At 70.4% G+C, this 19,171-nt stretch carries 26 protein-coding genes and 1 pseudogene; 4 read left to right on the forward strand and 23 right to left on the reverse strand.

Going from position 1 to position 19,171, the window contains the following annotated elements; translation table 11 throughout:
• Positions 1-2: 2 nt before the first annotated feature.
• Together ACQPZW_RS31360 and ACQPZW_RS31365 are read right to left on the reverse strand one after the other, a co-directional pair.
• Positions 3-209, reverse strand: coding sequence for a heavy-metal-associated domain-containing protein (locus tag ACQPZW_RS31360; protein ID WP_433797667.1), 207 nt, complete (start codon positions 207-209; stop codon positions 3-5).
• A gap of 475 nt (positions 210-684) precedes the next feature.
• Positions 685-1,290 (reverse strand): TetR/AcrR family transcriptional regulator, encoded by a 606-nt coding sequence (locus ACQPZW_RS31365; RefSeq protein ID WP_433789643.1) that lies wholly within the window; start codon positions 1,288-1,290, stop codon positions 685-687.
• Between the two features lie 71 nt (positions 1,291-1,361).
• Here ACQPZW_RS31365 and ACQPZW_RS31370 point away from each other — a divergent pair, with 71 nt between their 5' ends.
• Both ACQPZW_RS31370 and ACQPZW_RS31375 read left to right on the forward strand, forming a co-directional pair.
• Entirely contained in the window at positions 1,362-1,730 is a 369-nt protein-coding gene (locus tag ACQPZW_RS31370; protein WP_433789644.1) for a nuclear transport factor 2 family protein, read from the forward strand.
• Entirely contained in the window at positions 1,727-2,215 is a 489-nt protein-coding gene (locus ACQPZW_RS31375) for an anthrone oxygenase family protein (RefSeq protein ID WP_433789645.1), read from the forward strand. Before ACQPZW_RS31370 ends, ACQPZW_RS31375 begins: the two co-directional genes overlap by 4 nt.
• Positions 2,216-2,752: 537 nt before the next feature.
• Here the strand turns inward: ACQPZW_RS31375 and ACQPZW_RS31380 are convergent.
• From ACQPZW_RS31380 to ACQPZW_RS31395, 4 genes are all read right to left on the reverse strand, one after another.
• Positions 2,753-3,373, reverse strand: a complete 621-nt coding sequence (locus tag ACQPZW_RS31380) for a CueP family metal-binding protein (RefSeq protein ID WP_433789646.1) — start codon at positions 3,371-3,373, stop codon at positions 2,753-2,755.
• A 156-nt stretch (positions 3,374-3,529) separates the two neighbouring features.
• Entirely contained in the window at positions 3,530-4,228 is a 699-nt protein-coding gene (locus tag ACQPZW_RS31385) for a DUF1775 domain-containing protein (RefSeq protein WP_239166911.1), read from the reverse strand.
• A 181-nt stretch (positions 4,229-4,409) separates the two neighbouring features.
• A complete protein-coding gene (locus ACQPZW_RS31390; RefSeq protein ID WP_106330487.1) occupies positions 4,410-5,699 on the reverse strand; it encodes an MDR family MFS transporter in 1,290 nt (429 codons plus the stop codon).
• Entirely contained in the window at positions 5,696-6,808 is a 1,113-nt protein-coding gene (locus ACQPZW_RS31395) for a PLP-dependent cysteine synthase family protein (RefSeq protein ID WP_433789647.1), read from the reverse strand. The genes ACQPZW_RS31390 and ACQPZW_RS31395 overlap by 4 nt, the downstream gene beginning before the upstream one ends.
• A 194-nt stretch (positions 6,809-7,002) precedes the next feature.
• Between ACQPZW_RS31395 and ACQPZW_RS31400 the strand changes: the two genes are divergently transcribed.
• A complete protein-coding gene (locus ACQPZW_RS31400; RefSeq protein ID WP_433789648.1) occupies positions 7,003-7,266 on the forward strand; it encodes a hypothetical protein in 264 nt (87 codons plus the stop codon).
• Positions 7,267-7,519: 253 nt separating this feature from the next.
• Here the strand turns inward: ACQPZW_RS31400 and ACQPZW_RS31405 are convergent, their stop codons facing one another.
• From ACQPZW_RS31405 to ACQPZW_RS31420, 4 genes are all read right to left on the reverse strand, one after another.
• On the reverse strand, positions 7,520-8,170 hold the full coding sequence (locus ACQPZW_RS31405; RefSeq protein ID WP_106330484.1) for a DUF305 domain-containing protein: 651 nt from the start codon (positions 8,168-8,170) through the stop codon (positions 7,520-7,522).
• Between the two features lie 247 nt (positions 8,171-8,417).
• The gene (locus ACQPZW_RS31410) at positions 8,418-8,690 is read right to left on the reverse strand and encodes a hypothetical protein (protein ID WP_433789649.1); all 273 of its coding nucleotides are present in this window, start codon (positions 8,688-8,690) and stop codon (positions 8,418-8,420) included.
• A 58-nt stretch (positions 8,691-8,748) separates the two neighbouring features.
• Positions 8,749-9,264 (reverse strand): DUF2269 domain-containing protein, encoded by a 516-nt coding sequence (locus ACQPZW_RS31415; RefSeq protein WP_433789650.1) that lies wholly within the window; start codon positions 9,262-9,264, stop codon positions 8,749-8,751.
• Positions 9,261-9,437 carry a hypothetical protein gene (locus ACQPZW_RS31420; RefSeq protein ID WP_433789651.1) on the reverse strand — a complete coding sequence of 59 codons (177 nt, stop codon included), beginning with the start codon at positions 9,435-9,437 and terminating at the stop codon, positions 9,261-9,263. Before ACQPZW_RS31420 ends, ACQPZW_RS31415 begins: the two co-directional genes overlap by 4 nt.
• Before the next feature lie 83 nt (positions 9,438-9,520).
• Between ACQPZW_RS31420 and ACQPZW_RS31425 the strand changes: the two genes are divergently transcribed.
• On the forward strand, positions 9,521-10,120 hold the full coding sequence (locus ACQPZW_RS31425; protein WP_433789652.1) for a TetR/AcrR family transcriptional regulator: 600 nt from the start codon (positions 9,521-9,523) through the stop codon (positions 10,118-10,120).
• A gap of 36 nt (positions 10,121-10,156) precedes the next feature.
• Here the strand turns inward: ACQPZW_RS31425 and ACQPZW_RS31430 are convergent, their stop codons facing one another.
• The 13 genes and pseudogenes from ACQPZW_RS31430 to ACQPZW_RS31490 all read right to left on the reverse strand — a co-directional run.
• Positions 10,157-10,780 (reverse strand): L,D-transpeptidase family protein, encoded by a 624-nt coding sequence (locus tag ACQPZW_RS31430; RefSeq protein ID WP_433789653.1) that lies wholly within the window; start codon positions 10,778-10,780, stop codon positions 10,157-10,159.
• 434 nt (positions 10,781-11,214) lie between these two features.
• Positions 11,215-13,398 (reverse strand): heavy metal translocating P-type ATPase, encoded by a 2,184-nt coding sequence (locus ACQPZW_RS31435; protein WP_433789654.1) that lies wholly within the window; start codon positions 13,396-13,398, stop codon positions 11,215-11,217.
• A 535-nt stretch (positions 13,399-13,933) separates the two neighbouring features.
• Positions 13,934-14,269, reverse strand: coding sequence for a YnfA family protein (locus ACQPZW_RS31440; RefSeq protein WP_106330479.1), 336 nt, complete (start codon positions 14,267-14,269; stop codon positions 13,934-13,936).
• Between the two features lie 46 nt (positions 14,270-14,315).
• Positions 14,316-14,582: a hypothetical protein gene (locus ACQPZW_RS31445; RefSeq protein WP_106330478.1), complete on the reverse strand. Its 267-nt coding sequence runs from the start codon at positions 14,580-14,582 to the stop codon at positions 14,316-14,318.
• Positions 14,566-15,006, reverse strand: coding sequence for a MerR family transcriptional regulator (locus ACQPZW_RS31450; RefSeq protein ID WP_106330477.1), 441 nt, complete (start codon positions 15,004-15,006; stop codon positions 14,566-14,568). Before ACQPZW_RS31450 ends, ACQPZW_RS31445 begins: the two co-directional genes overlap by 17 nt.
• Positions 15,003-15,338 (reverse strand): hypothetical protein, encoded by a 336-nt coding sequence (locus ACQPZW_RS31455; protein WP_106330476.1) that lies wholly within the window; start codon positions 15,336-15,338, stop codon positions 15,003-15,005. The genes ACQPZW_RS31450 and ACQPZW_RS31455 overlap by 4 nt, the downstream gene beginning before the upstream one ends.
• A gap of 252 nt (positions 15,339-15,590) precedes the next feature.
• On the reverse strand, positions 15,591-15,986 hold the full coding sequence (locus ACQPZW_RS31460; protein ID WP_203737810.1) for a hypothetical protein: 396 nt from the start codon (positions 15,984-15,986) through the stop codon (positions 15,591-15,593).
• A gap of 121 nt (positions 15,987-16,107) precedes the next feature.
• Complete coding sequence (locus ACQPZW_RS31465; RefSeq protein WP_433789655.1) at positions 16,108-16,554, reverse strand: hypothetical protein; 447 nt, start codon at positions 16,552-16,554, stop codon at positions 16,108-16,110.
• A 10-nt stretch (positions 16,555-16,564) separates the two neighbouring features.
• A complete protein-coding gene (locus tag ACQPZW_RS31470) occupies positions 16,565-17,044 on the reverse strand; it encodes a MarR family winged helix-turn-helix transcriptional regulator (protein ID WP_433789656.1) in 480 nt (159 codons plus the stop codon).
• Positions 17,045-17,378: 334 nt separating this feature from the next.
• Positions 17,379-17,651 carry a hypothetical protein gene (locus ACQPZW_RS31475; protein ID WP_433789657.1) on the reverse strand — a complete coding sequence of 91 codons (273 nt, stop codon included), beginning with the start codon at positions 17,649-17,651 and terminating at the stop codon, positions 17,379-17,381.
• A complete protein-coding gene (locus ACQPZW_RS31480; RefSeq protein ID WP_433789658.1) occupies positions 17,648-17,791 on the reverse strand; it encodes a hypothetical protein in 144 nt (47 codons plus the stop codon). The genes ACQPZW_RS31475 and ACQPZW_RS31480 overlap by 4 nt, the downstream gene beginning before the upstream one ends.
• Positions 17,792-17,831: 40 nt before the next feature.
• Positions 17,832-18,830, reverse strand: coding sequence for an IS481 family transposase (locus ACQPZW_RS31485; protein WP_433789659.1), 999 nt, complete (start codon positions 18,828-18,830; stop codon positions 17,832-17,834).
• A 104-nt stretch (positions 18,831-18,934) separates the two neighbouring features.
• Positions 18,935-19,054 (reverse strand): annotated as a pseudogene (locus ACQPZW_RS31490) (IS701 family transposase); the annotation flags it as partial.
• Between the last annotated feature and the right edge of the window lie 117 nt (positions 19,055-19,171).

A 19,171-nucleotide genomic window follows, 5' to 3' on the forward strand; every position in this document is an offset into this window, starting at 1 on the left:
GACTACCTCGCGAGTTCGTAGCCGGCCTCGTCAACGGCCGCGGCGACCGCGGTCTCGTCGACGGGCTGGTCACTGGTAATGGTGACCGTGCCGGAGGCGAGGTCGACCTGGACGTCGGTGACTCCGGAAACCTTGCCGACTTCGGCGCTGACGGAGTTGACGCAGTGCGAGCAGGTCATGCCGGTCACGGTGTAGGTCTGGGTAGCCATCACGATCTCCTTGCCGTTGGACGTGAGCGGCGGGACGTCGCCGCCCACAAACCAACCATACCCATACCCCCCTAGGGTATCAAGGGGCCTGCCTGGTGATGCGCTGCACGCCTTCCGCGCGATTGCCGTCACGTTCACCGGTTATGGCGATTCCCGCCTGCAGGGTGGCTGACCGGTGCGGTGCGCCGATCCGCTCCATCACTGTTGGCGCGGTGTACGGCCGTGCCCGCGTTGTCAGCCTTCACGGCCGTTGAGCGACAGGTTGTTGTCGCTGAAGCCGGCGGGGTTTCTGTCATTGGTCGGACGCGCTGAGGCACTTGGCGCCGACGGCGGGCGCTAGTGGTAGCGGCTGTCCCAACCGGACGAAGTTGGCACCGTGCGGCTGTAGTTGGCACCGGGCTGGCACCGCCTGGGTGAAGCTGTCGCTTTCTGCGGGACCAGCGCTTGGGTACGTGACCCGACCCTAGGCGCAGATTTACTGAATAGTCACCACTGGAGCCGCCGCGAGTCGCTGGACACTGTCGCGATAGGCCGCTGCGGCCGCGGCCGTGGTCATCCGGCCGGCGGCGACCTCCTGGCCGGCGGCGTGGCCCAGACTGATCGTGGCCGCGGGCAGCCAGCCCTCCGGCTGCCCGGTGGTGAACTCGCCGGTCCGGCGGCCATGCGCCAGGATCTCCGCCAGCCTTTGCATGATCGGCAGGTGCCGGTCGTGCTCGTCGGCCGGATCGCCGGCCGGCAGCGCAACGGTGAGCAGCAGCGGGTATCGCTCGATCACCTCCCAGCTCACGGTCAGCCACCGGGTCAGGGCCGAGGCAGCGGTCCCGGTCGCCGGGTCGATCGCGTCCAGCGCGGCGACCGTCTCCCTCGTGATCCGGTCGACGACCCCGACGAGCAGTGCGTCCCGGGACGGGTAGTGGGCGTACACCGTCTGGCGTGCGACGCCCGCGGCGGCCGCGATCTCCTCCATGCTCGCGTCGGCGCGGCGGCCCAGCAGGATGATCGCCGCGTCGATGATGGCGGTCCGGCTGCGCTCGGCGTCGGCCCGGAGCCGACGGCGCGGAGGTCTCGGTAGTTCTGACACGTTGTCAAGGTTAACCTGCCCACGTATGTTGGACAGGATGTCAGAGTTATACCGGTCTACTGGAGGAGCCGATGCTCAGTTTCACCGACTACCTCGCCCGATACCCCCGGGAGGCGGCCTTCGGAGACGAGGAACCGGCCGTGGTCTTCGACCGATACCACACCCCGGGGTTCACCCTGCACAACGACGGTCTGACGCTCGACCGGGACCGGATCGTCGCGCACATCCGGCCGGTGCGCCGCAACGCCGTGGCCGTCGACGTCGACATCCATCAGGCGCTCACGCGGGGCGACCAGGTGGCCGCCCGCTACACGCTCACCGCACAGTTGCGTAGCGGCGCGGTGGTGGCCACCGACATCCACGTGATCGGCCGGGTCGCCGACGACGGCCGGATGCTGCGGCTCGACCAGCTCACCCGGACCGTCGAGGGTGACCGGTGAGGCGGGCCCGGCTCGCCGGCGGCGTCGCACTGCTCTGCGCAGGGCTGCTGGCCGGGGCGTTCGGCTACGCCCGGGTCTGCGTGGTGCCGACCTTCAACGCCGTACCGATCGACGTGCACCTGACCTACCGGATCGCGCTGATGGACATGAACGGCATCTTCATGCAGGCAGTCATGGGCCTGACCATCGTGTCCTCGGCCGTCTGGGCGGTGGTGCTGCGCGGCCGGGCCCGCTGGGGCGCCGCCGGGGCCGGACTGCTCGCGCTGACCGCACTGCTGGTCACCCGGTTCGGCAATGTGCCCATCAACGGCGAGATCCGCACCTGGGCGGCGACCGGCCTGCCTGCCGATTACGCGGACCGGCTCGCCCGCTGGGAGGCCTGGCACGACGTCCGGACCGTCGCGGCGCTCGCCGCCTTCGTCGTGCTGCTGGTGGTTACCCAAGGGCTGACCACGGGGGCACGGCAGCGGGCCGCGATCGGGTGAGGCCGCATGTGGATCCCCGTCCTGCCGGCCGTCACGATCACGACCACCTCCGGCGGCGTCAGCACGCCCGGCCGGGAATCGACACCCGCGGCCCAGTCCACCGGACCGCGGCTACCTCGTCGGGCCCGGCTCGGTCGCCGCGATCGGGCAGTACGAATTCGTGAGCCCGCACCGATCGCGGACCTCCCGGCCTGGCTATTCGAGCTGCGCGAGCGCCGTTAGGTTAGGTGTTTGGGTCGGCGGCGCAGTTCCGCTCCAGAAGCACGCCAGAGCACCAAGATCATAATTGTCGTAACTCTTCCGAACATTGGTCCCGAGCGCCCAACCCGAGCCCGCACACCAGCCGCACATGCTCGGGCGTCAACGTCCCCGCGACCCGCAACGCCGTCAGCCGGGCGACAGCGGCACGCCGAGCGGACCGACCCGGATGGCGCTGTCGTCCGGACGGTCGGCCATCCTCGCCGGCGACGAGCGCACCGGCGAGGGAGGATCAGCGGGGCGGACGCAACCCAAGGCAGACCGCGGGCCGCGTGGTGATCAGACCAGTCGTAGCGTGGTCAGGAAGGTCGGGGCGTCTGCGCCGGTGCTGATCTTCGACTCGGCGGTCTTGCCGTCGGAGGTGATCCGCAGGGTGCCGGTGATGTTGCGCGGCAGCCAGAATCCGACGAAGCCGTTGGCGAAGGTGGTGCGCGACTCGTCGACCAGGACCGTGCCGTTGGCATCGTTAAGGATCTTGACCTGCACCTGTTTGCCGGCCAGTTCGCCTTTGCAGCCGGTGGGCGCGTGGAAGAAGCAGTCGTGGGTCTGCTGCAGGTACGGGCCGGCCGACAGGTAGAACCGGTCGGCGGGGATAGGCAGGCTGAACTCCTGCCCGCCGTCGGAAATCAGCAGCTCACCGGCCCGCACGGACGCCTTCAGCCCGGCTGGGCGCTGCTGAAGGTCCAACCGGTCGAGCTGGTCGAGGACCTCCACCGTGCTTTTGCCCGCCAAGCCATAGCGAGCCAGCAGCGGCTGCGCCTCAGCCGACGACGACGCCGCCACAGTCGCGCTGGTCGGCCCGGCGATGGGGCAGAACCGTCGGTGCCGGTGCACCCGGCCATCGTCAGCAACGACACCGCACCCACGAGAAAGAGCCGTTTCATGCTCACGATTCTCCATCGGTAGTCAGTCACACGGTTGACCAGGCGCGCAGGTTAGGACTGGGACAGGCCAACATGCCGCCCCATGACGGCTATCCGGCAGCAGCCCAATGGGCAACTGGCCCTTGCCGTACCGGCGGTGCGCCGACCGCTGACGCAGGGTCCCCGGGGAGGGTCACGGAGCCGGGTTGCTGCTGCGCTTGCGCCAGAGCAGCAGGCCACCGGCACCGGCGATCACCGCTACGGCCAGGGCGATCCACCAGGCGACGCGCGAGCCGCCGGAGCCGGTGCTGCTGGCGGTCTGCTCGGCCGCCGTATTGCTGGCCCGGGTGGCCGCCGGGGCGGTGGCTGAGACGGCGGTGCTCGGGTTGCTGCTGGGCGTGGTGCCCGCAGTGACCTCGGCTTGGTTGGCGGCGGGCTTGAGCGTGATGGTGGGTGCCGGGCTCTCGGGTTCGGGCTGGCCCTCTTCGGGCAGGTCGATCCAGCGGGACACCTTGCCGTCGCTGTAGGTCTCCACGGTCTTGAACGACAGCGTGGTCGCATCGGTGGGCAGCTGCGTCACCGTGACGGCGAACTCGGCGTCCTGGCCGACCTTCAGCGCCGGGCCAGCGATGGTGAACCCGTCGGCGCTGCTGGTGAACGTCCAGCCCCTGGGCGCCTTCACCAAGGTCACGTCCGCTGGTTTGATGCCTTGCGGCAGCACCACCCGCTCCGACACGATGCCGGCGCTCTGCGACTCAGCCTCACCGTGGAAGGTCAGTGTGACGTTGGCGGCGCCGGCCTGCGCCTTGTCGGCCTCCACCTCTACGTGGGCGAAGGCCGGAGCTGCGAGTAGCGCGGCGGCCGCCACCCCTGCCGCCAGGGCTCCGACCATACGCGTACGTAACGCCATCGCGCCCGGACCTCCATCTCAACCATCAAGGACAAGCAGACCGTACGGGCTCACCCGTCGGCATCGGTAAGTCGTCACCCGGCTCGGGAAAGTTCCACACCCATTTCCGAAAAGCCGGCCCGCACTGCTGTCATCGTCGCCCGAGACCGCGGCGATCGAAGGGTTATGTCTTCGCGGTACTGCGCCGGTCGCCGGCCGCCGCACCGGGCGTGGTCGTCAAGTGACCGGCACGTGACAGGTAGCCGACCGCCGCGGTGCCCAGTACCCCGGTGACGGTCAGCAGCAGCCACGGAAGCGCAGGCCACCCGAGCGTGACGGCGGTGTCGAGGGCGGCGCCGGTCAGCAGGTTCCCGGCGGCGATGCCGACACCGGCGAGGGTGTTGTAGAGGCCGTAGTAGGTGCCGACCAGGCGTTGGCCGGCGAACTCGACGATGGTGGCCATCTCGAACGGGTACACGATCATCGTCGCGACCGTCAGCAGCACCGTGCTCATCAACACCGGAGTCAGCGCCAGCGCGGTGCGCCACGGGCCCGCGCCGGTCGCGGGGCTGATGGCGGCGGTGGCGGCGAGCGGCAGGAACGCGACAGCCATCAACGCCAGACCGCGGACGATGGCCTGCGGTGGGCTCCACCGATGTTTGGCCCAGGCGGTGACCCGGACCTGCCCGGCCACGGTGAGCAGCCCGGAGACGGCGAACAGGATCGCCACCGGAGTCTCCGATCCGGTCACCCGGCGGACCTCGATGGGCAGGCCGAGGTAGACCTGGAAATTCAGTACGTAGGAACCGATCATCGCGGCCGAGAACAGCAGGAAGCCGCGATGGCGCAGCACCTGCCGCCAATCCGCCGTAGGACTGCGATCGTCGGGGCCGGCCGGGGCGTGCCGGGCGGGCAGGGCGCGGGCCTGAGCGATCAGCAGCAGCAGGAACAGCAGCGCGGCGACCGTGCACACCCATCGGAAGGATGCGGTCAGCAGGGCGAGGCCGATCAGCGGCCCGGCGAGGATGCCGGCCTGGTAGAAGACGTTGAACACGGCGAACGCCTCGGTCTTGCGCTCGCCTGATTCGGCGGCCAGATATGCGCGGACCGCCGGGTTGAACAACGCTCCGGCAAGCCCGGTCAGCACCGACGCGACGATCAGGGCGGGCAGGTTCGTAGCGATACCGAGCAGCCCGAACCCGGCCACGCGCAGGCCGAGCCCGGTCAGGATCAGCGGTTTGTAGCCGTACCGGTCGGCGAGGGTGCCGCCGAGCAGGAACATGCCCTGCTGGCTCAGGTTGCGCACACCCAGGATCAGGCCGACCGCCCAGGCCGCCATCGCCAGGTCGCCGGTGAGGTAGCCGGCCAGATACGGCATGAGCATGTAGAAGCCGATATTGATGGTCAGCTGGTTGACCAGCAGCAACTGCACCGGCCGGTTGAACGACCGGATCTGGGCCAGGGTTCCGGTCACGGGGCGTCCCCGGTGGTGGGGTCGATGACGTGGGTGCAGCGCGTCCAGCGCCGCACTTCCCGCTCGCGGGGGTGACGGATCTCGTCCGGGTCGGTGGCCGGCGCGGATCCGAGCAGGTCGTGGGTGCGGCAGTAGTCGTCGCTGTAGACGGTGTCGGCGTAGCGGTGCGGCCCGTCGGGGAAGATCGCAGCGATGCGGGTGTCGTCGGGCAGGGTCCGGGACAGCCAGGAGGCGACCAGGGCTACCGCGCCGACGCTCCAGCCGCCGCTGATGTAGTGGCCGGCGGCCAGGCTGCGGCAGGCCCACACCGATTCCGGGGCGGCGACCCAGTGCACCTCGTCGAAGGCCGGGTAGTCCACGTTGCGGGGGTGGATGCTGCTGCCGAGCCCGCGCATGAGCCGGGTCTGGGCCGGCTGGCCGAAGATGGTGGAGCCGCACGCGTCGACGCCGACCAGCCGCAGGTCGGGGAAGAACTCGCGCAGCACCCGGGCGGTGCCGGCGCTGTGCCCGCCGGTGCCGACGCTGCACACCAGCACGTCGACTCGGCCGAGCTGCGCGGCCAGCTCCAGGGCGAGGCTCTGGTAGGCGTCGACGTTGTCGGGGTTGTTGTACTGGTCTGGGCAGAACCCGCCCCGGTCGGCGAGGAGCTGGTTGACGCGGTCGCGGCGGGCCTGCTGCCAGCCGCCGGTCGGGTGCGGCGTGTCGACCAGGTCGATGCGGGCGCCGTAGGCGGTCAGCAGGTTCCGCAGCGGCGGTTCCATGCCGGGGTCGGTAACGAGGGTGACCGGGTGGCCGTGGATCAGTCCGGCGAGGGCCAGGCCGAGGCCGAGGGTGCCGGAGGTGGACTCCACGATCGGGGCGCCGTCGGCGAGGTCACCACGTTCACGGGCGCGCTGGATCAGGTGCAGGCCGGGGCGGTCCTTGATGCCGCCGGGGTTGTGGCCTTCGAGTTTGGCCCAGAACCCGCTGTCGCTGGTGGCGGTGATGTCGCGGGTCCACAGGACGGGGGTGTTGCCGACGAGCTGGTCGAGGTGGTGGCAGGTGGAGCTGGAGACGAGCTGGGCGGGAAGTGGCCGGCGTTGGAGCCGGGGAAACGTCACGTCGATCATGTGCGTAGTCGCTTTCGCAGACGTAGCCCCGCCGCCCGGCGTCCACGGCGAGCAGACGTCAGGTGCGGAGGTGAGCAGAGGTCACGGAGGCACGTCGCCGCTACCGGCCCGATCAGCCAACAGGCGCGTTTCGAGGCGGCGGCGTGCGGGACCTGTCAGCTTCGATACACGCTCGTCAGTGCCAGCACGGTGTGATGGTGTCTACCGGGCGGGTGGGCCGCGTCAGCCGCAGCGGCGGCAGCGGTGAGGGCGTCGTCGGTAGGGGGCGGGGCCGGGACCAGCGGCAGATCGACATCGTCGATCTGCGGCTGCGGCAGCAGCGCTACCGGAGTGCAGGGATGCGCGAGATGTGCTTGGTCGGCTGCTGCTGCCGTGCAGGCATCACCGGATGGCGGGGTCGCCGTCTGCGGGCCCGCTGCGACGGTGGGATGGCCATGGTGCGCGTGCTGGGGACGTGATGGGCCAGGGCGCCGCAGATCAGTAGCAGCGCCATGGCGGTCATCCGCACGATCAGCTGGAGCATGGCCCTTCCCGCTCGGCGTTCCAACGAAGCCAAGCGGCAAAAGTACCAAAGACCCGATTAGTTCCGCCGGGTTTCGCGGAGTTGCCACACCGCCTCCCGCACACCCTGTGCGACACCTGAACGCATACGGGCAGGGCGGGCCGGGGCGGCCAGGCGCGTCACGCCTGGCCGCCCGCGGATCGACGGGATCAGAGGCGTTCGAGGATGGTCTTCATCGTGGTGATCTCGGCCTGCTGATCGGTGATGATCTTCTGCGCGAGAGTCTTGGCCTCGGGGTTGGAGCCCTGCGCCACCTCGGTCTGGGCCATCTCGATGGCGCCCTCGTGGTGAGCGATCATCATGGTCAGGAACTGCTTGTCGAACGCGGCGCCCTTGGCGTCCATGAGCTTGGCCATGTCGGCGTCGGTCATCATGCCGGGCATCGAGCCGTGGCCCGTGCCGGAGCCCATGCTCATGTGCGGCTCCGGGGCGGGCTTGCCCCAGGCGGTCAGCCAGCCGGTCATCGTGTCGATCTCCGGCTGCTGCGCGGCCTGGATCTTGCCGGCAAGTTGCTTGACCTCGGCGTCGGCGGCCCGGCCGTCGGCCATGTCGGCCATCTGCACCGCCTGCTGGTGGTGCGGAATCATCGCCTGGGCGAAGGTCACATCGGCGTCGTTGAACGTGCCGACCGCCGACGCGGCCGGCGACGCGGCCGTGGTCGCGCCGTGGTTCATGCCGGTGCCGGACGACGAGTGGTCGCTGCCACCGCAGGCCGACAGCACGAGGGTGGCGGTGACGGCGGCACCGGCGAGCAGGCCGCGGCGCAGCACGGTGGTGGGCAGCTGGGAAGTACGCATCATTGCGGGTCGTAACCTTTCGGCAGATTTTCGGGTACGCGCGAACGCCTCGACACGACCGCAGACGGGTCGACGTCGAGGTGGCGTTGCTATATGCGCAGTACCGCTGCCGATGCGAGCGTGAGTCCGGTGGCGCGATCCGGCGGCGCTCGCGGGGACAGCGCCCGCAGGACCGCGGGCACCGGAAGCAGACGGCGACCCTGGACCAGGGTCAGCAGCCAGTACAGCATCACCACGACGGCAAGGCCGGTCAGGATCGCCAGGCAGGCGCTCCAGGCGCCGGAACCGTGCCCCCGTGGCCGTCGCAATGCCCGTCCGGGCACGGCTGCGCCGCGGTGACCACCGCCGTCAGCATCCCTGCAGGGCCCACCGCGGTCGTGTCCATGCCGGTCGCCGCCGGGTGGAGGTCGGCGCGGACGCCGGTGTGGCCGAGGGTGTGCATGAGCGCCAGCCCGAGAGCGGTCGCCAGCAGCAGCGCGAGGCGGGCCGCACGGCCCACCGCCATCGCTGCTGTCCTCGTCACGGCGTCCACGGTAGCGCGTGCCCGTGACCGCCTTCGACGACGACCGCACCAAGCCCCTTCAGCCGGTCGCGGCAGGACGACGACGGCGGTGTCCGATCGGGGTGAGCCCGCGGGGCTTGTACACCGACAGCGCCAACGCGACCAGTAGCAGGATCGCCGCCCCGGCGGCGTGCACCAGCGGCGACGCGGTGGCGGTAACCGGGGGCCCACCGTGCGCCGCAGCGGTCGCCGCAGCGGCGAGGGCGTCGAGCGTGCTGGTGTACAACAGCAACACCGCGACGGCGAGCGCGGTGAGCACGAGTTTGATGACCACCCAGTAGTGCCGGACGAGACCCCAGACGGTGATCAGCGACTGCGTCACCCCGGTGACCAGGCTCGCAATCCCGAACGGGACCAGCACGTACCAGCCGAGCGGATCCAGGAGCAGGTAGACGGCGTTGGCCATACGCGGGTCGTCGGCGGTGACGGCCAGGCCGGCCATCGCGAGCGAGGCGGCGACGGCACCGAGCCATCCGACGGACGCGGCGATGTGCAGGACCAGGCCTGCCCGGCGCAGCCCTGCGGGCAGCGTCACCCGTGGCCGCCGCAGACAGCGGCCGGGACCGCCCCGTGGCCCAGGTGACGTCCGGGCCCGTGACCGGTCAGCACCGCGACCACGATCAGCGCCAGCAGCAGTGCTCCGCCGGCGAGGAAGATCTTCACCCAGCGCGGCATGCCTTCCTCAGGTACCGGCTCTCGACGTGTCATCGCCACACCTTCCAATTTTGCGATACAGAGTGTATTGAGCATAGGCAGAGTGACGTACCGCAGGCAATGCGTACGATGCAGGGGTGCCGAGGTTGTGGAACGCGACCGTCGAACAGCACCGCCACACCGTGCACGCGGCCATCCTGGACGCCACCGCCGCGCTCATCGCCGACCACGGCCTGGCGGTCACCATGTCGCAGATCGCCGCGCACGTCGGTATCGGCCGAGCCACGCTGTACAAATACTTCCCCGACGTGCAGACCATCGTGTCCGCCTGGCACGAGCGTCAGGTCACCGACCACCTCGACCAGCTCACCGCCGTCGCCGCGGAGTGCGGCGATCCCGGCGAACGCCTGCGCATGGTGCTGGACAGCTATCTGCGGCTGTCCAGCACCGCAGCGGCTGCCGGGCACGGTGGCCACGGCGGCGCGGCGGCCGCGCAGGTCGCGATGACGCTGCACCGCGCCTCGCACATGCCGGCAGCCCATCAACGGCTGCACGAACTCGTCACCGCCGTCATCGCCGGTGCCGCCGACGCGGGTGCCGTCCGTACCGATGTGCCGCCGGCCGAACTGGCCGCCTTCTGCCTGCACGCGCTGGCCGCCGCAGCGGCGCTGCCGCAAGCTGACAGCCGCGAGCGCCTGCTCGATGTCACCTGGGCCGGGCTACTGCCGCTCCGGTGAGCATGGCCGGGCAGGCCGGTCCCAGGGTGGGCACCCTCAGGTGCCGGGCCGGCGTCCGAAGGCGTGCACGCGAGCACCCATCTGCAGTTGGTCCCACATGGTCACGGCGTCGCGGTGCAGCAGGTTGACGCAACCGTGCGAGCCGCGGGCGGCGTCGTGCAGGTACGTGGTCGTCTCGTGGAAGCCGATTCCGCCGACGAACCGCTGCCAGTACGGCAGCCACACCTCGTACGAGTCCGACCACTCCTTCTCGGCACGCTTGTTGATCCGGAAGACCCCGGCCGGGGTGGCGTGACCGGCGAAACCGGTCCGCACGACCGTCGGCCCGGCCACGACGGCGCCGTCACGCATCACCCACGCCGTCTGCAAGGTGAGATCGACACAGGCGGTCACCCCTGGCCCGGCGTCACAACGCCGCACCTTCTCCGGCGCGGAGCTCGCGGTGATCCGGCGAGCGACATCCGCGGTCGTCGCATCGGCCCGCCCAGCGGCGGGCTCGATACCGAACCGCTGCTGGAAGCCGCGGATGGCCGCGCAGTCGGCCGGCGACTGCCGGCCGTCGACGCTCACCGCGCCGAACGTTCCGAGCCGGGCGAGGTTCTCCTCGATGGCGTGCTGCCACCGCCCGCTCGTACACGGTGCCGCGGCGGTTGTGCGCAACCTGTCAGAGTTCGCGGGTGCGGCGCCGTCCTGTTCGCCGGTTGAGGCGGGCCTGGCATCGTGGCGGATCACGGTGACGAACGACTTCCCGGCCGGTGGCGTCGGCCGCGCGGCCGTCGTCGCCGAGGCGGGCGGTACCACTGACTCGAGCATGCTGGCGACATCGGCTGGGCCGGCTGCGACCGCCAGGCCGAGCACCGCAGCCGCGCTCAGCAGGTACACCGCCGCTGGAGAACCCGACACCCTGACAACCCACCTTCCGACCAAGCCGACGGTCGCCAGATCGGCATCCATGCCCGCCGGGCTTCGCGGTCGCTGGGAGCAGTCGCGGTGCGAAGTCCTCCAGGTTGCCGCGCGGGAGGGTAGGCAAAGGGTGCCCCGGCAGTATCGCTGCCGGGGCCACCCACGCCGGCACGGTGCGGCCGGGCCGGTGGTCACTGCTGTTGCGGGGCCAGGTTCACCCGGCGCAGCAGTTGGGCGTTCACCGCGACGACGATCGTCGAGGCGCTCATCAGCACCGCGCCGATCGCCGGGCTCAACGTGATCCCGGCCCAGGCCAGCACCCCGGCGGCCAGCGGGATGGCGACGATGTTGTAGCCAGCCGCCCACGCCAGGTTCTGGACCATCTTGCGGTACGAGGCCTTCGACAGCCGGATCACGCCGGTCACCGCCCGCGGGTCGGAGGAGGCCAGCACGACGCCCGCGGACTCGATCGCCACGTCCGTACCCGCTCCGATCGCCAGGCCGACGTCGGCACGTGCCAGCGCCGGGGCGTCGTTGACGCCGTCACCGACCATCGCCACCCGCAGGCCGCGGGCCTGCAGTTCGGCGACCGTGCGGTCCTTGTCGGCCGGCAGCACCTCGGCGAACACCTCGTCGACGCCGGCCCGGAAGCCGAGGTCAGCGGCGACGGCTTCGGCCACCGGCCGGGCGTCCCCGGTGATCATCACGATCTTGCCGATGCCGGCGCGGCGCAGCTGCTCGATGGCCTGCCGGGCCTCCGGGCGTACCTCGTCCTCCAACGCGAACGCGCCGATCACCTCCGGTGTGCCGCTGTCGCTCAGGCGCAGCAGGTGCAGCACCGCCGCGCCGCGCGCCGACCACTGCCCGGCCGTCTCGTGCAGGCCGGCGGGCACGGTGGCGCCGAGTTCGCGCAGCAGGGCCGGTCCGCCGACGGCGTAGGTGTGCGCGTCGACGACCGCCTGGACGCCGCGGCCGGTCAGCGACCGAAACCCGGTCGCGTCGGTGTGCAGGCCTCGTTCGTGGGCGACCGCGGTCAGTGCCCGGGCGAGCGGGTGTTCGCTGTCGGCCTCGACCGCGCCGGCGATACGCAGCACCTCGTCGTCGGTGAACCCGTCGGTGGCGGCGATGCCGGTGACGGTGTGCACGCCCTTGGTCAGGGTGCCGGTCTTGTCGAACAGCACCGTGTCGACGGTGCGCATCCGCTCCAGGGCCAGCCGGTCCTTGACCAGGATGCCGGCCTTGGCCGACAACGCCGTCGACAGTGCGATGACCAGCGGGATCGCCAGGCCGAGCGCGTGCGGGCACGCGATCACCAGCACCGTCACCGTCCGGACCACTGCCTGGTCCAGATCGCCGAGCAGCCACCACGCCAGGAACGTCACCACCGCGGCCGCGGAGGCGATGTAGAACAGCATCGCCGCGAACCGGTCGGCCAGCACCTGCGCCCGGCCACCGGCGGCCTGGGCCTGCGCGACCAGCCGGCCGATACCCGCCAGAGCGGTGTTCTCCCCCACTGCCTCGACCTCGACGCGGATCGCCGAGTCGGTCGCGACCGTCCCGGCGACCACCCGGTCGCCTGCGCCGCGCGGCACCGGCCTCGACTCTCCGGTGATCATCGACTCGTCGAGTTCGGCCGCGCCGTCGACGATCCGGCCGTCCGCCGGCACCCGGGCGCCGGAACGCACCAGCACGGTGTCCCCGACGGTCAGGTCGGCGACCGGTACCCGCTCGACACCGCCGGTGCTTATGAGGCGTTCGGCGTCGTCGGGCAGCAACGCGGCCAGCGCCGCCAGCGCGCCTTGGGCTTGGCCGATCGCTTTCATCTCCTGCCAGTGCCCGAGCAGCATGATGGTCACCAGCGCCGCCAGTTCCCACCAGAAGTCCAGGTCGAACAGGCCGAGGCTGGTGGCCAGCGACGCCGTGTACGCGACCGTGATCGCCATCGAGATCAGCAGCATCATGCCGGGCGCCCGGTCCCGGATCTCGCTGACCGCGCCGGCCAGGAACGGCCAGCCGCCGTAGAGGAACACCGCGGTGCCGAGGACGGGGCCGATCCAGGACATGCCGGGGAAGTCGAGGGTGTAGCCGAACCAGTCCATGATCATGTGGCTGGTCACGACGATCGGGACCGTCAGTGCGAGGCTGAGCCAGAACTTGCGGCGGAAGACCTCCGGGTCGTGGCCGGCGTGCTTGTCGTGGCCTTCGTGCCCATGGCCGTCATGAGGTCCGGCGCTGGGTCCGCGGGCGTGGTGGTCGTGGCCGGCGGTGGCCTGATGGACGTTGTCGTGTGAGCCGGCGTGGTCGGGGGCGACGGCGACCGGGTGGCGCTCGTGGCCGTGAGGATGGGTGTTGTCGTACTCGTCGTGGGTCGGCATGTCGACCACCTCCAATACCCGAAAGGTATACCCCTAGGGGGTATATGGCAAGGGTGGTGATGGCCGCCGATGTCACACCGCCGGAACGTCTTCACCGACGCCCTGGCCTGTCCCCGGCCGGCCGGATCCGGTCATCGTCGCCGGCTGCCGGGGATGTCACTGGCCGGGTATGTTCGGCGGCCACCGCGCGGGGCCGTTCGCATGCGGCATCACAAGGGGCGACGGATTGGAACGTCGGAGAATCGTCACGGCCAGCCGAGGCGTTCGTTGACGGGGAGCTGCGACGGTGGGCAGGTCTGCCGTCGCCCGCGTTGAGTGTTGTCTGGCTGACGCCGTACCGAAACGCGAGCCTCCGGCCTCATTCACCCACCCGAGAGTCCCGGCGGATCACCGCGACTCCCCCGACCTTCGGCATCCGCAGCATCGCCGCGGCTCCCTCCAGACCAGCCGATACTCCCACCGCCCGGCCAAGGAATGCCGAGCCGTCGACAGGCCTGATTGAGGATGGATCTCACCATGGCGGATCAAGACCTGCTCAGGAAACTTCCCGGGGCGCATACATGATCACGGCGACGCCGATGAGGCAGATCGCGGCGCCGATGAGGTCCCACCGGTCGGGGCGGAACTTGTCGACCACCATGCCCCAAGCCAGAGATCCGGCGACGAAGATCCCACCGTAGGCGGCGAGGATCCGGCCGAAGTTCGCGTCGGGTTGCAGGGTGGCGACGAACCCGTAGGCGCCCAGGGCGATGACACCGGCGGCAATCCACCACAGGCCACGATTCTCGCGCCAGCCCTGCCAGATCAGCCACGCGCCGCCGATCTCCGCGAACGCGGCGAGCAGGAACAGCAGCAGCGAACGGACGATCATGCCCGGCAACCTACCGGCCGGTGCTCTACAGGTGTGGTTACCGAGGTCACCGGGTGCCGCAGGCGCAGTCGGCGCCGGCGCATCCGGTGCGATGCCGGCGTCGCGACATCCACCACCAGGTGCCGGCTGCGGTCGCCGCCAGCACGACGGTGATTCCGGGCATCCAGGAACCGGCGGCGACCCAGCCGACACCGGACAACACCCCGGCGCCGAGCAGCAGCGGGATGATGCAGCACGCAGCGCAGGCGATGCCGGCCAGGCTGGTCAGCCCCGACGGCAGCAGGCGGCGAACACGGTCAGCGAGGATCGGCATCGGGTGCTCCTACCGCGATGGTGGCGAACGGGATGGGACAGCATTGCTGACCGGCGCAGGTGACCAGGTCATCGCAGCCGGCGGCCACGGCGGCGCGCAACGTCGAGGCGATCACCTGCAGGTCGGCGATCTTCGCCTCCACCTCGATGAGCTTGGTCTTCGCCCGCTCCTGCAGGCCGGCGTCGGGACGTCCGTGCCGGTGTCCGCCGGTGGCGAGCAGGTCGGCGACCTCGTCGAGGGTGAACCCGAGCCGCTGCGCCGCTTTGATCACTTTCAGCACGGTGACCGCCTCGGCCGGGTAGAGCCGGTGACCGCCGAGGCTGCGATCGGGTTCAGCCAGCAGGCCCCGGCGTTCGTAGTAGCGCAGGGTCTGCAGATTGACGCCGGCCGCGGCGGCGACCTGGCTGCTGCGCAGCCCGGTCACGACGGCATCCGTTCGGCTGCCCGCCGCTGCAACGCGTCCAGGACCTCGACATGCGCGTGCGGCACCTCGACGTCGAGGTGCAACGCGGTGTCTGTCGGCTCGAAGACGAAGGTGAAGAACGAACAGCAGGTGCTCTCCCGCGCGGTCAGGTCTCGCACTGTCGCCTCACATACCGGATCGAGATTCCAGCGCAGCTTGGTGGCCGACAGTCGCTGCTGGCGGCGCAACGCAGTGGCGAACAGTCGGTCGAACTCGGCCAGCCGCAGCGGCCGTTCGACGGTGGGCAGGGTGCACGCCTCGGGCACCCACGCTTGCTCGTGCGCGGTGGTCATGACACGACGGTAAGCCTGTACCCACGTACCGGATGCAACCCCGAGACGCTGCGCCGATCCACGAACGCCGGCGGGCCCGCAGGCCAGTCGCGGCGGGCGGTGCCTCTTCCTCTGACGGGCACCACGGGCGGCCCGAGCAGGCGCTGTCGAAGCCGCCGGTGTGGCCCGACTCCGGCCCTCGCACATATTTCCAGGGATGATCTCCGCAGGCTGAGCATGCGCCGAACGGCGCGCTGGGCGCTGGGCGAGCTGTCAGCTGTGGTGCCCGGTGTGTTCCCCGGCGGGGGTCGAGTGGGAGGGGCCGGGCTGCGGCGTGTCGTTCACGGCGCCGCGCAGTGCGGGACCGATCACCAGGGCCGACCCGGCGAACATGGCGGCGAACAGCAGCACCGCGATACCGGGCGCCCACCAGGTGCCGAACCGGCGGCGCAGTCGCAGCAGCATCGGTGTCATCATGGCCAGCCCGAGGACGGCGAACAGCACGGTGCCACCGAGCCCCGCCAGCAGTGCCGTGCCGGCGAACAGTCCGATGTGGTGCAGCAGGTGCGGGGCGAGGCCCATCGCCGCACCGAGGACCGCACCGACGCTCCACCGGCCGGTGCGACGGCGCGGCGTGTTCTGCGTGGCGCCGGGCGACGAGGCGGTCACCGCGACCCCGCCTCAGGGCGGGGCCGGTAGTGCCACACCAGACGGGGCTCCGGCACACCGCGAGGGTTGCGGTACGTGTCGTAGCGCACCGGTCCGTCGCGGTACAGCCCGGCGACAGCGTCTATCCGGTCCAGGTTCGCCTGCGACCAGGCGAACCTGGACCGGTGGGCAGGCCCGGGTTGGCGCGCATGACGAGGCGCCCCTGCGGTGTGAGCCAGGAGGCGACGTGCCGCAACTGCTGCTCGATGACCTGCTGACCGCCGAAGTTGATGCAGCCCAAGGCGAGGACCACGTCGACCGATCCGGGACGGATGGGTGCGTCGAGCAGGTCGCAGACCAGGTCGGCGGCCGGGTTGACCAGGTCGATCCCGATCAGGTTGCCGATCTTGCCCTTGAACGGGTTGGTGCCGCATCCGACGTCGACCACGAACCGCGGCTGCCAGGATCGGACCTGTTCGACCAGGGCGTATCCGCTGTGCTCGAAGCCGGACATGGGGCTGCGCCACCGCGCCGGATCGAAGAATGCAGCCACCTCGCGACGCAGCCGCGCCGCACCGTCGGCAGACACGGCGTGAGCCTCAGTCACGTGCCGCTGCGCGCACCTCGGCCGGGGGCGGCTGCCCATCGGCGGCGTCGACCAGGGTTGTCAACGCCTCGATGACCGCCGGGCGTTGCTCGGCGGGAATGTTGCGCAGCAGGTCGGCGAACCTCGCCGCACGAGCAACCGCCAGCTCACCGGCAGCGCGGCGGCCGTCCGGGGTCAGCTCCAGCCACACCAGCCGCCCGTCACCATCACGGTTGGCCCGGCAGACCCAGCCCCGGCTGGTCAGCTGGGAGACGATGCGGCTGACGGTGCTCTTCTCCAACCGCAACCGCTCACCCAGCGCGGTCTGCGTCAATGGGCCGTCCCGATCCAGTTCGCCCACCGCGTGCGCTTCGGAGCTCGGCACCGGCGTCCCGCACGGGGTGCGGTCCGGCTGATGCAACCCGAAGGCCCGCACGAACGCGGTGATCCGCCCCTGCAGGGCAACAGCCTGATCGAGCTCATCATCCAACATGGTTCGACGATACAACTAACAAGTTCGACGATACAACCATCTGTGGTGGTGCGAAGCGAGCCGGGCAGCGGTTACCCACCCGCGCTGGGATCCGCGGGCCCTGCGCTGCTCCCCCGGCGCGGCGGTGACGGCCAGGAGCGTGCAGCATCGGCCAGACCCGTGGCGTCAGCCCGAAGGCGTACGCGGCCGGGTGGCCGGTGAGCGCGATGCCGCACGTCTCGGTGGACAGCGTCACCCGGCAACGCGGTGTACGGGCTGATCGCCGTGCCGGCCGCAGCCGGCACGCGAGTGGAAGAAGCCGGTGGCAAGCGGCAGGAACACGGCGGTGTTCGTGTCAGTCGCCGTGGCCGTATGGCGGTGCCGTCGCGCTGAGCACCTGCAGGTCGCGGTTGTACTGCTCGTCGTCGATGTCGCCGCGGGCGAACCGCGCGGCGAGCGTCTGCTGCGGTGTCGGTCCGTGCATGACGGGCTGATTGCGCTGCGCGTCGCGTCCGGTGTAGCGGACCACGGCGACGACGCCGGCGATCACCGCCGCCCAGAACAGCACACTGCTCACGGTCATGAGGATCATGCCCCAGCCGCCCATGCCGTAGCCGTTGTACATCATCGCGATCTCCTCTGGTCCTGCACGGGCGGGCTGCCGCCGGTGACGCTGTCGGGGGCGTGAGCGTCTGCCTGGTCAAGGGCATGGGCGTTCTGGCCGGTACCGTGCCCGCCGCGCATGCCGCCCATCATGAAGATCATCATCAGCGGGCAGGTCAGCAGGAACGCCGCGAACAGCAGCGTGTTAGCTGTGATGTCCAGCCAGGTTGTTCAACCGGGTGATGGGTGCCAGTTTGCCGATGGCGGTGTGCGGTTGGTGGTGGTTGTAGTCGTGCAGGAAGGCGGGCAGGGCCGCGCGGCGGGCCTTCTCCGAGGTGTAGAGCTTGGCGAAGGCCCAGCCGTCGGCGAGGGTGCGGTGAAAGCGTTCGATCTTGCCGTTGGTCTGTGGCCGGTAGGGGCGGGTCTTCTTCACCGTGATGCCGAGGTCGGCGCAGGTGTCTCGCCAGAGGTGGGATTTGCAGGCCGAGCCGTTGTCGGACAGCACGCGTTGGGTCGTGACGCCGCGTTCGGCGTACCAGGCGACGGCGCGGCGGAGCACTGCGGTGGCGGTGATGGCGGTTTCGTCGTCGTGGATTTCGGCGTAGGCGACGCGGGAGTGGTCGTCGATGACGGTGTGGACGTAGGCGGTGCCGATGGCCGGTTCGTGGTCGCCGCGGCGGCGGCCGGTGCGCCGGGCGGTGGCCCGGCGGTTGCGGTCACCGGCCGGGCGGCCCACGTAGCGCCAGCCGCCGCCGTCGGGCACGTTGCCGAGCTTCTTGACGTCGACGTGCAGCATGTCGCCGGGTGCGAGGTGTTCGTAGCGGCGGATCGGTTCCCCGGTGGTGCGGTCGAGGTGCGAGAGCCGGTTCGCTCGTTGCCGGGTGAGCACGGCATGCACGGTGGACGCGGCCAGACCGAGCTGGTCGGCGATCGGCACCGGTCCCCAGCGTCGTTTCCGGCGCAGGTGCACGATTTTGCGGACGAGCGGGGCCGGCGTCAGGTTCGGTTGCCGGTGCGGGCGTGACGAACGGTCAGTCATACCCGCTTCGCCCTCGGCGCGGTAGCGGTCGGCCCATTTGTTCGCGGTGCGCCAGGACACGTCGTAGCGTTCGGCCGCTCGTGCGGGTGACCAGCCGCCATCCACGATCAGACGCGCCAGTCGCAATCGCGCCCGCGGGGTCAACGCAGCGTTAGCGTGGGACATGAAGGCCTCCGGTGCTGGTCAGTGGTTTCTCGACAACTCCACTGCATCGCTGGAGGCCTTCATCGTTCACAAAACGAGGCCATGATCGTCAGATCGAGTGGTCACACTCCCTCGACCAACGTCCCCGCCCGCCGCCGGGGCTCCGACCTGGTAAAACGATCCGCGAACCGGGCATGCAACCGGTCCAGCTCACCCGACCACTGATCAACCTCGATCGCCGTCACGAACGGCTCAACGAGCCGATCATCGATACGTATCGCCCGCTGAGTGCCGTTGCAGTACTAAGAACGGTGCAGTCCCGTTGCCTTGCGTGCTCACAGCGGAGGAGTTGAGCCCCACCG

The sequence above is a fragment of the Actinoplanes sp. CA-252034 genome (assembly GCF_050956125.1).
In the GTDB taxonomy this organism is placed as follows: Bacteria; Actinomycetota; Actinomycetes; order Mycobacteriales; family Micromonosporaceae; genus Actinoplanes.

Coding starts and splice junctions, on each gene's coding strand:
- ACQPZW_RS31360 (WP_433797667.1), bottom strand. CDS start 209: ATGGCTACCCAGACCTACACCGTGACCGGCATGACCTGCTCGCACTGC.
- ACQPZW_RS31370 (WP_433789644.1), top strand. CDS start 1,362: ATGCTCAGTTTCACCGACTACCTCGCCCGATACCCCCGGGAGGCGGCC.
- ACQPZW_RS31380 (WP_433789646.1), bottom strand. CDS start 3,373: ATGGAGAATCGTGAGCATGAAACGGCTCTTTCTCGTGGGTGCGGTGTC.
- ACQPZW_RS31385 (WP_239166911.1), bottom strand. CDS start 4,228: ATGGTCGGAGCCCTGGCGGCAGGGGTGGCGGCCGCCGCGCTACTCGCA.
- ACQPZW_RS31395 (WP_433789647.1), bottom strand. CDS start 6,808: ATGATCGACGTGACGTTTCCCCGGCTCCAACGCCGGCCACTTCCCGCC.
- ACQPZW_RS31400 (WP_433789648.1), top strand. CDS start 7,003: ATGGTGTCTACCGGGCGGGTGGGCCGCGTCAGCCGCAGCGGCGGCAGC.
- ACQPZW_RS31405 (WP_106330484.1), bottom strand. CDS start 8,170: ATGATGCGTACTTCCCAGCTGCCCACCACCGTGCTGCGCCGCGGCCTG.
- ACQPZW_RS31420 (WP_433789651.1), bottom strand. CDS start 9,437: ATGACACGTCGAGAGCCGGTACCTGAGGAAGGCATGCCGCGCTGGGTG.
- ACQPZW_RS31435 (WP_433789654.1), bottom strand. CDS start 13,398: ATGCCGACCCACGACGAGTACGACAACACCCATCCTCACGGCCACGAG.
- ACQPZW_RS31440 (WP_106330479.1), bottom strand. CDS start 14,269: ATGATCGTCCGTTCGCTGCTGCTGTTCCTGCTCGCCGCGTTCGCGGAG.
- ACQPZW_RS31445 (WP_106330478.1), bottom strand. CDS start 14,582: ATGCCGATCCTCGCTGACCGTGTTCGCCGCCTGCTGCCGTCGGGGCTG.
- ACQPZW_RS31455 (WP_106330476.1), bottom strand. CDS start 15,338: ATGACCACCGCGCACGAGCAAGCGTGGGTGCCCGAGGCGTGCACCCTG.
- ACQPZW_RS31470 (WP_433789656.1), bottom strand. CDS start 17,044: ATGTTGGATGATGAGCTCGATCAGGCTGTTGCCCTGCAGGGGCGGATC.
- ACQPZW_RS31475 (WP_433789657.1), bottom strand. CDS start 17,651: ATGATGTACAACGGCTACGGCATGGGCGGCTGGGGCATGATCCTCATG.
- ACQPZW_RS31480 (WP_433789658.1), bottom strand. CDS start 17,791: ATGATGATCTTCATGATGGGCGGCATGCGCGGCGGGCACGGTACCGGC.
- ACQPZW_RS31485 (WP_433789659.1), bottom strand. CDS start 18,830: ATGTCCCACGCTAACGCTGCGTTGACCCCGCGGGCGCGATTGCGACTG.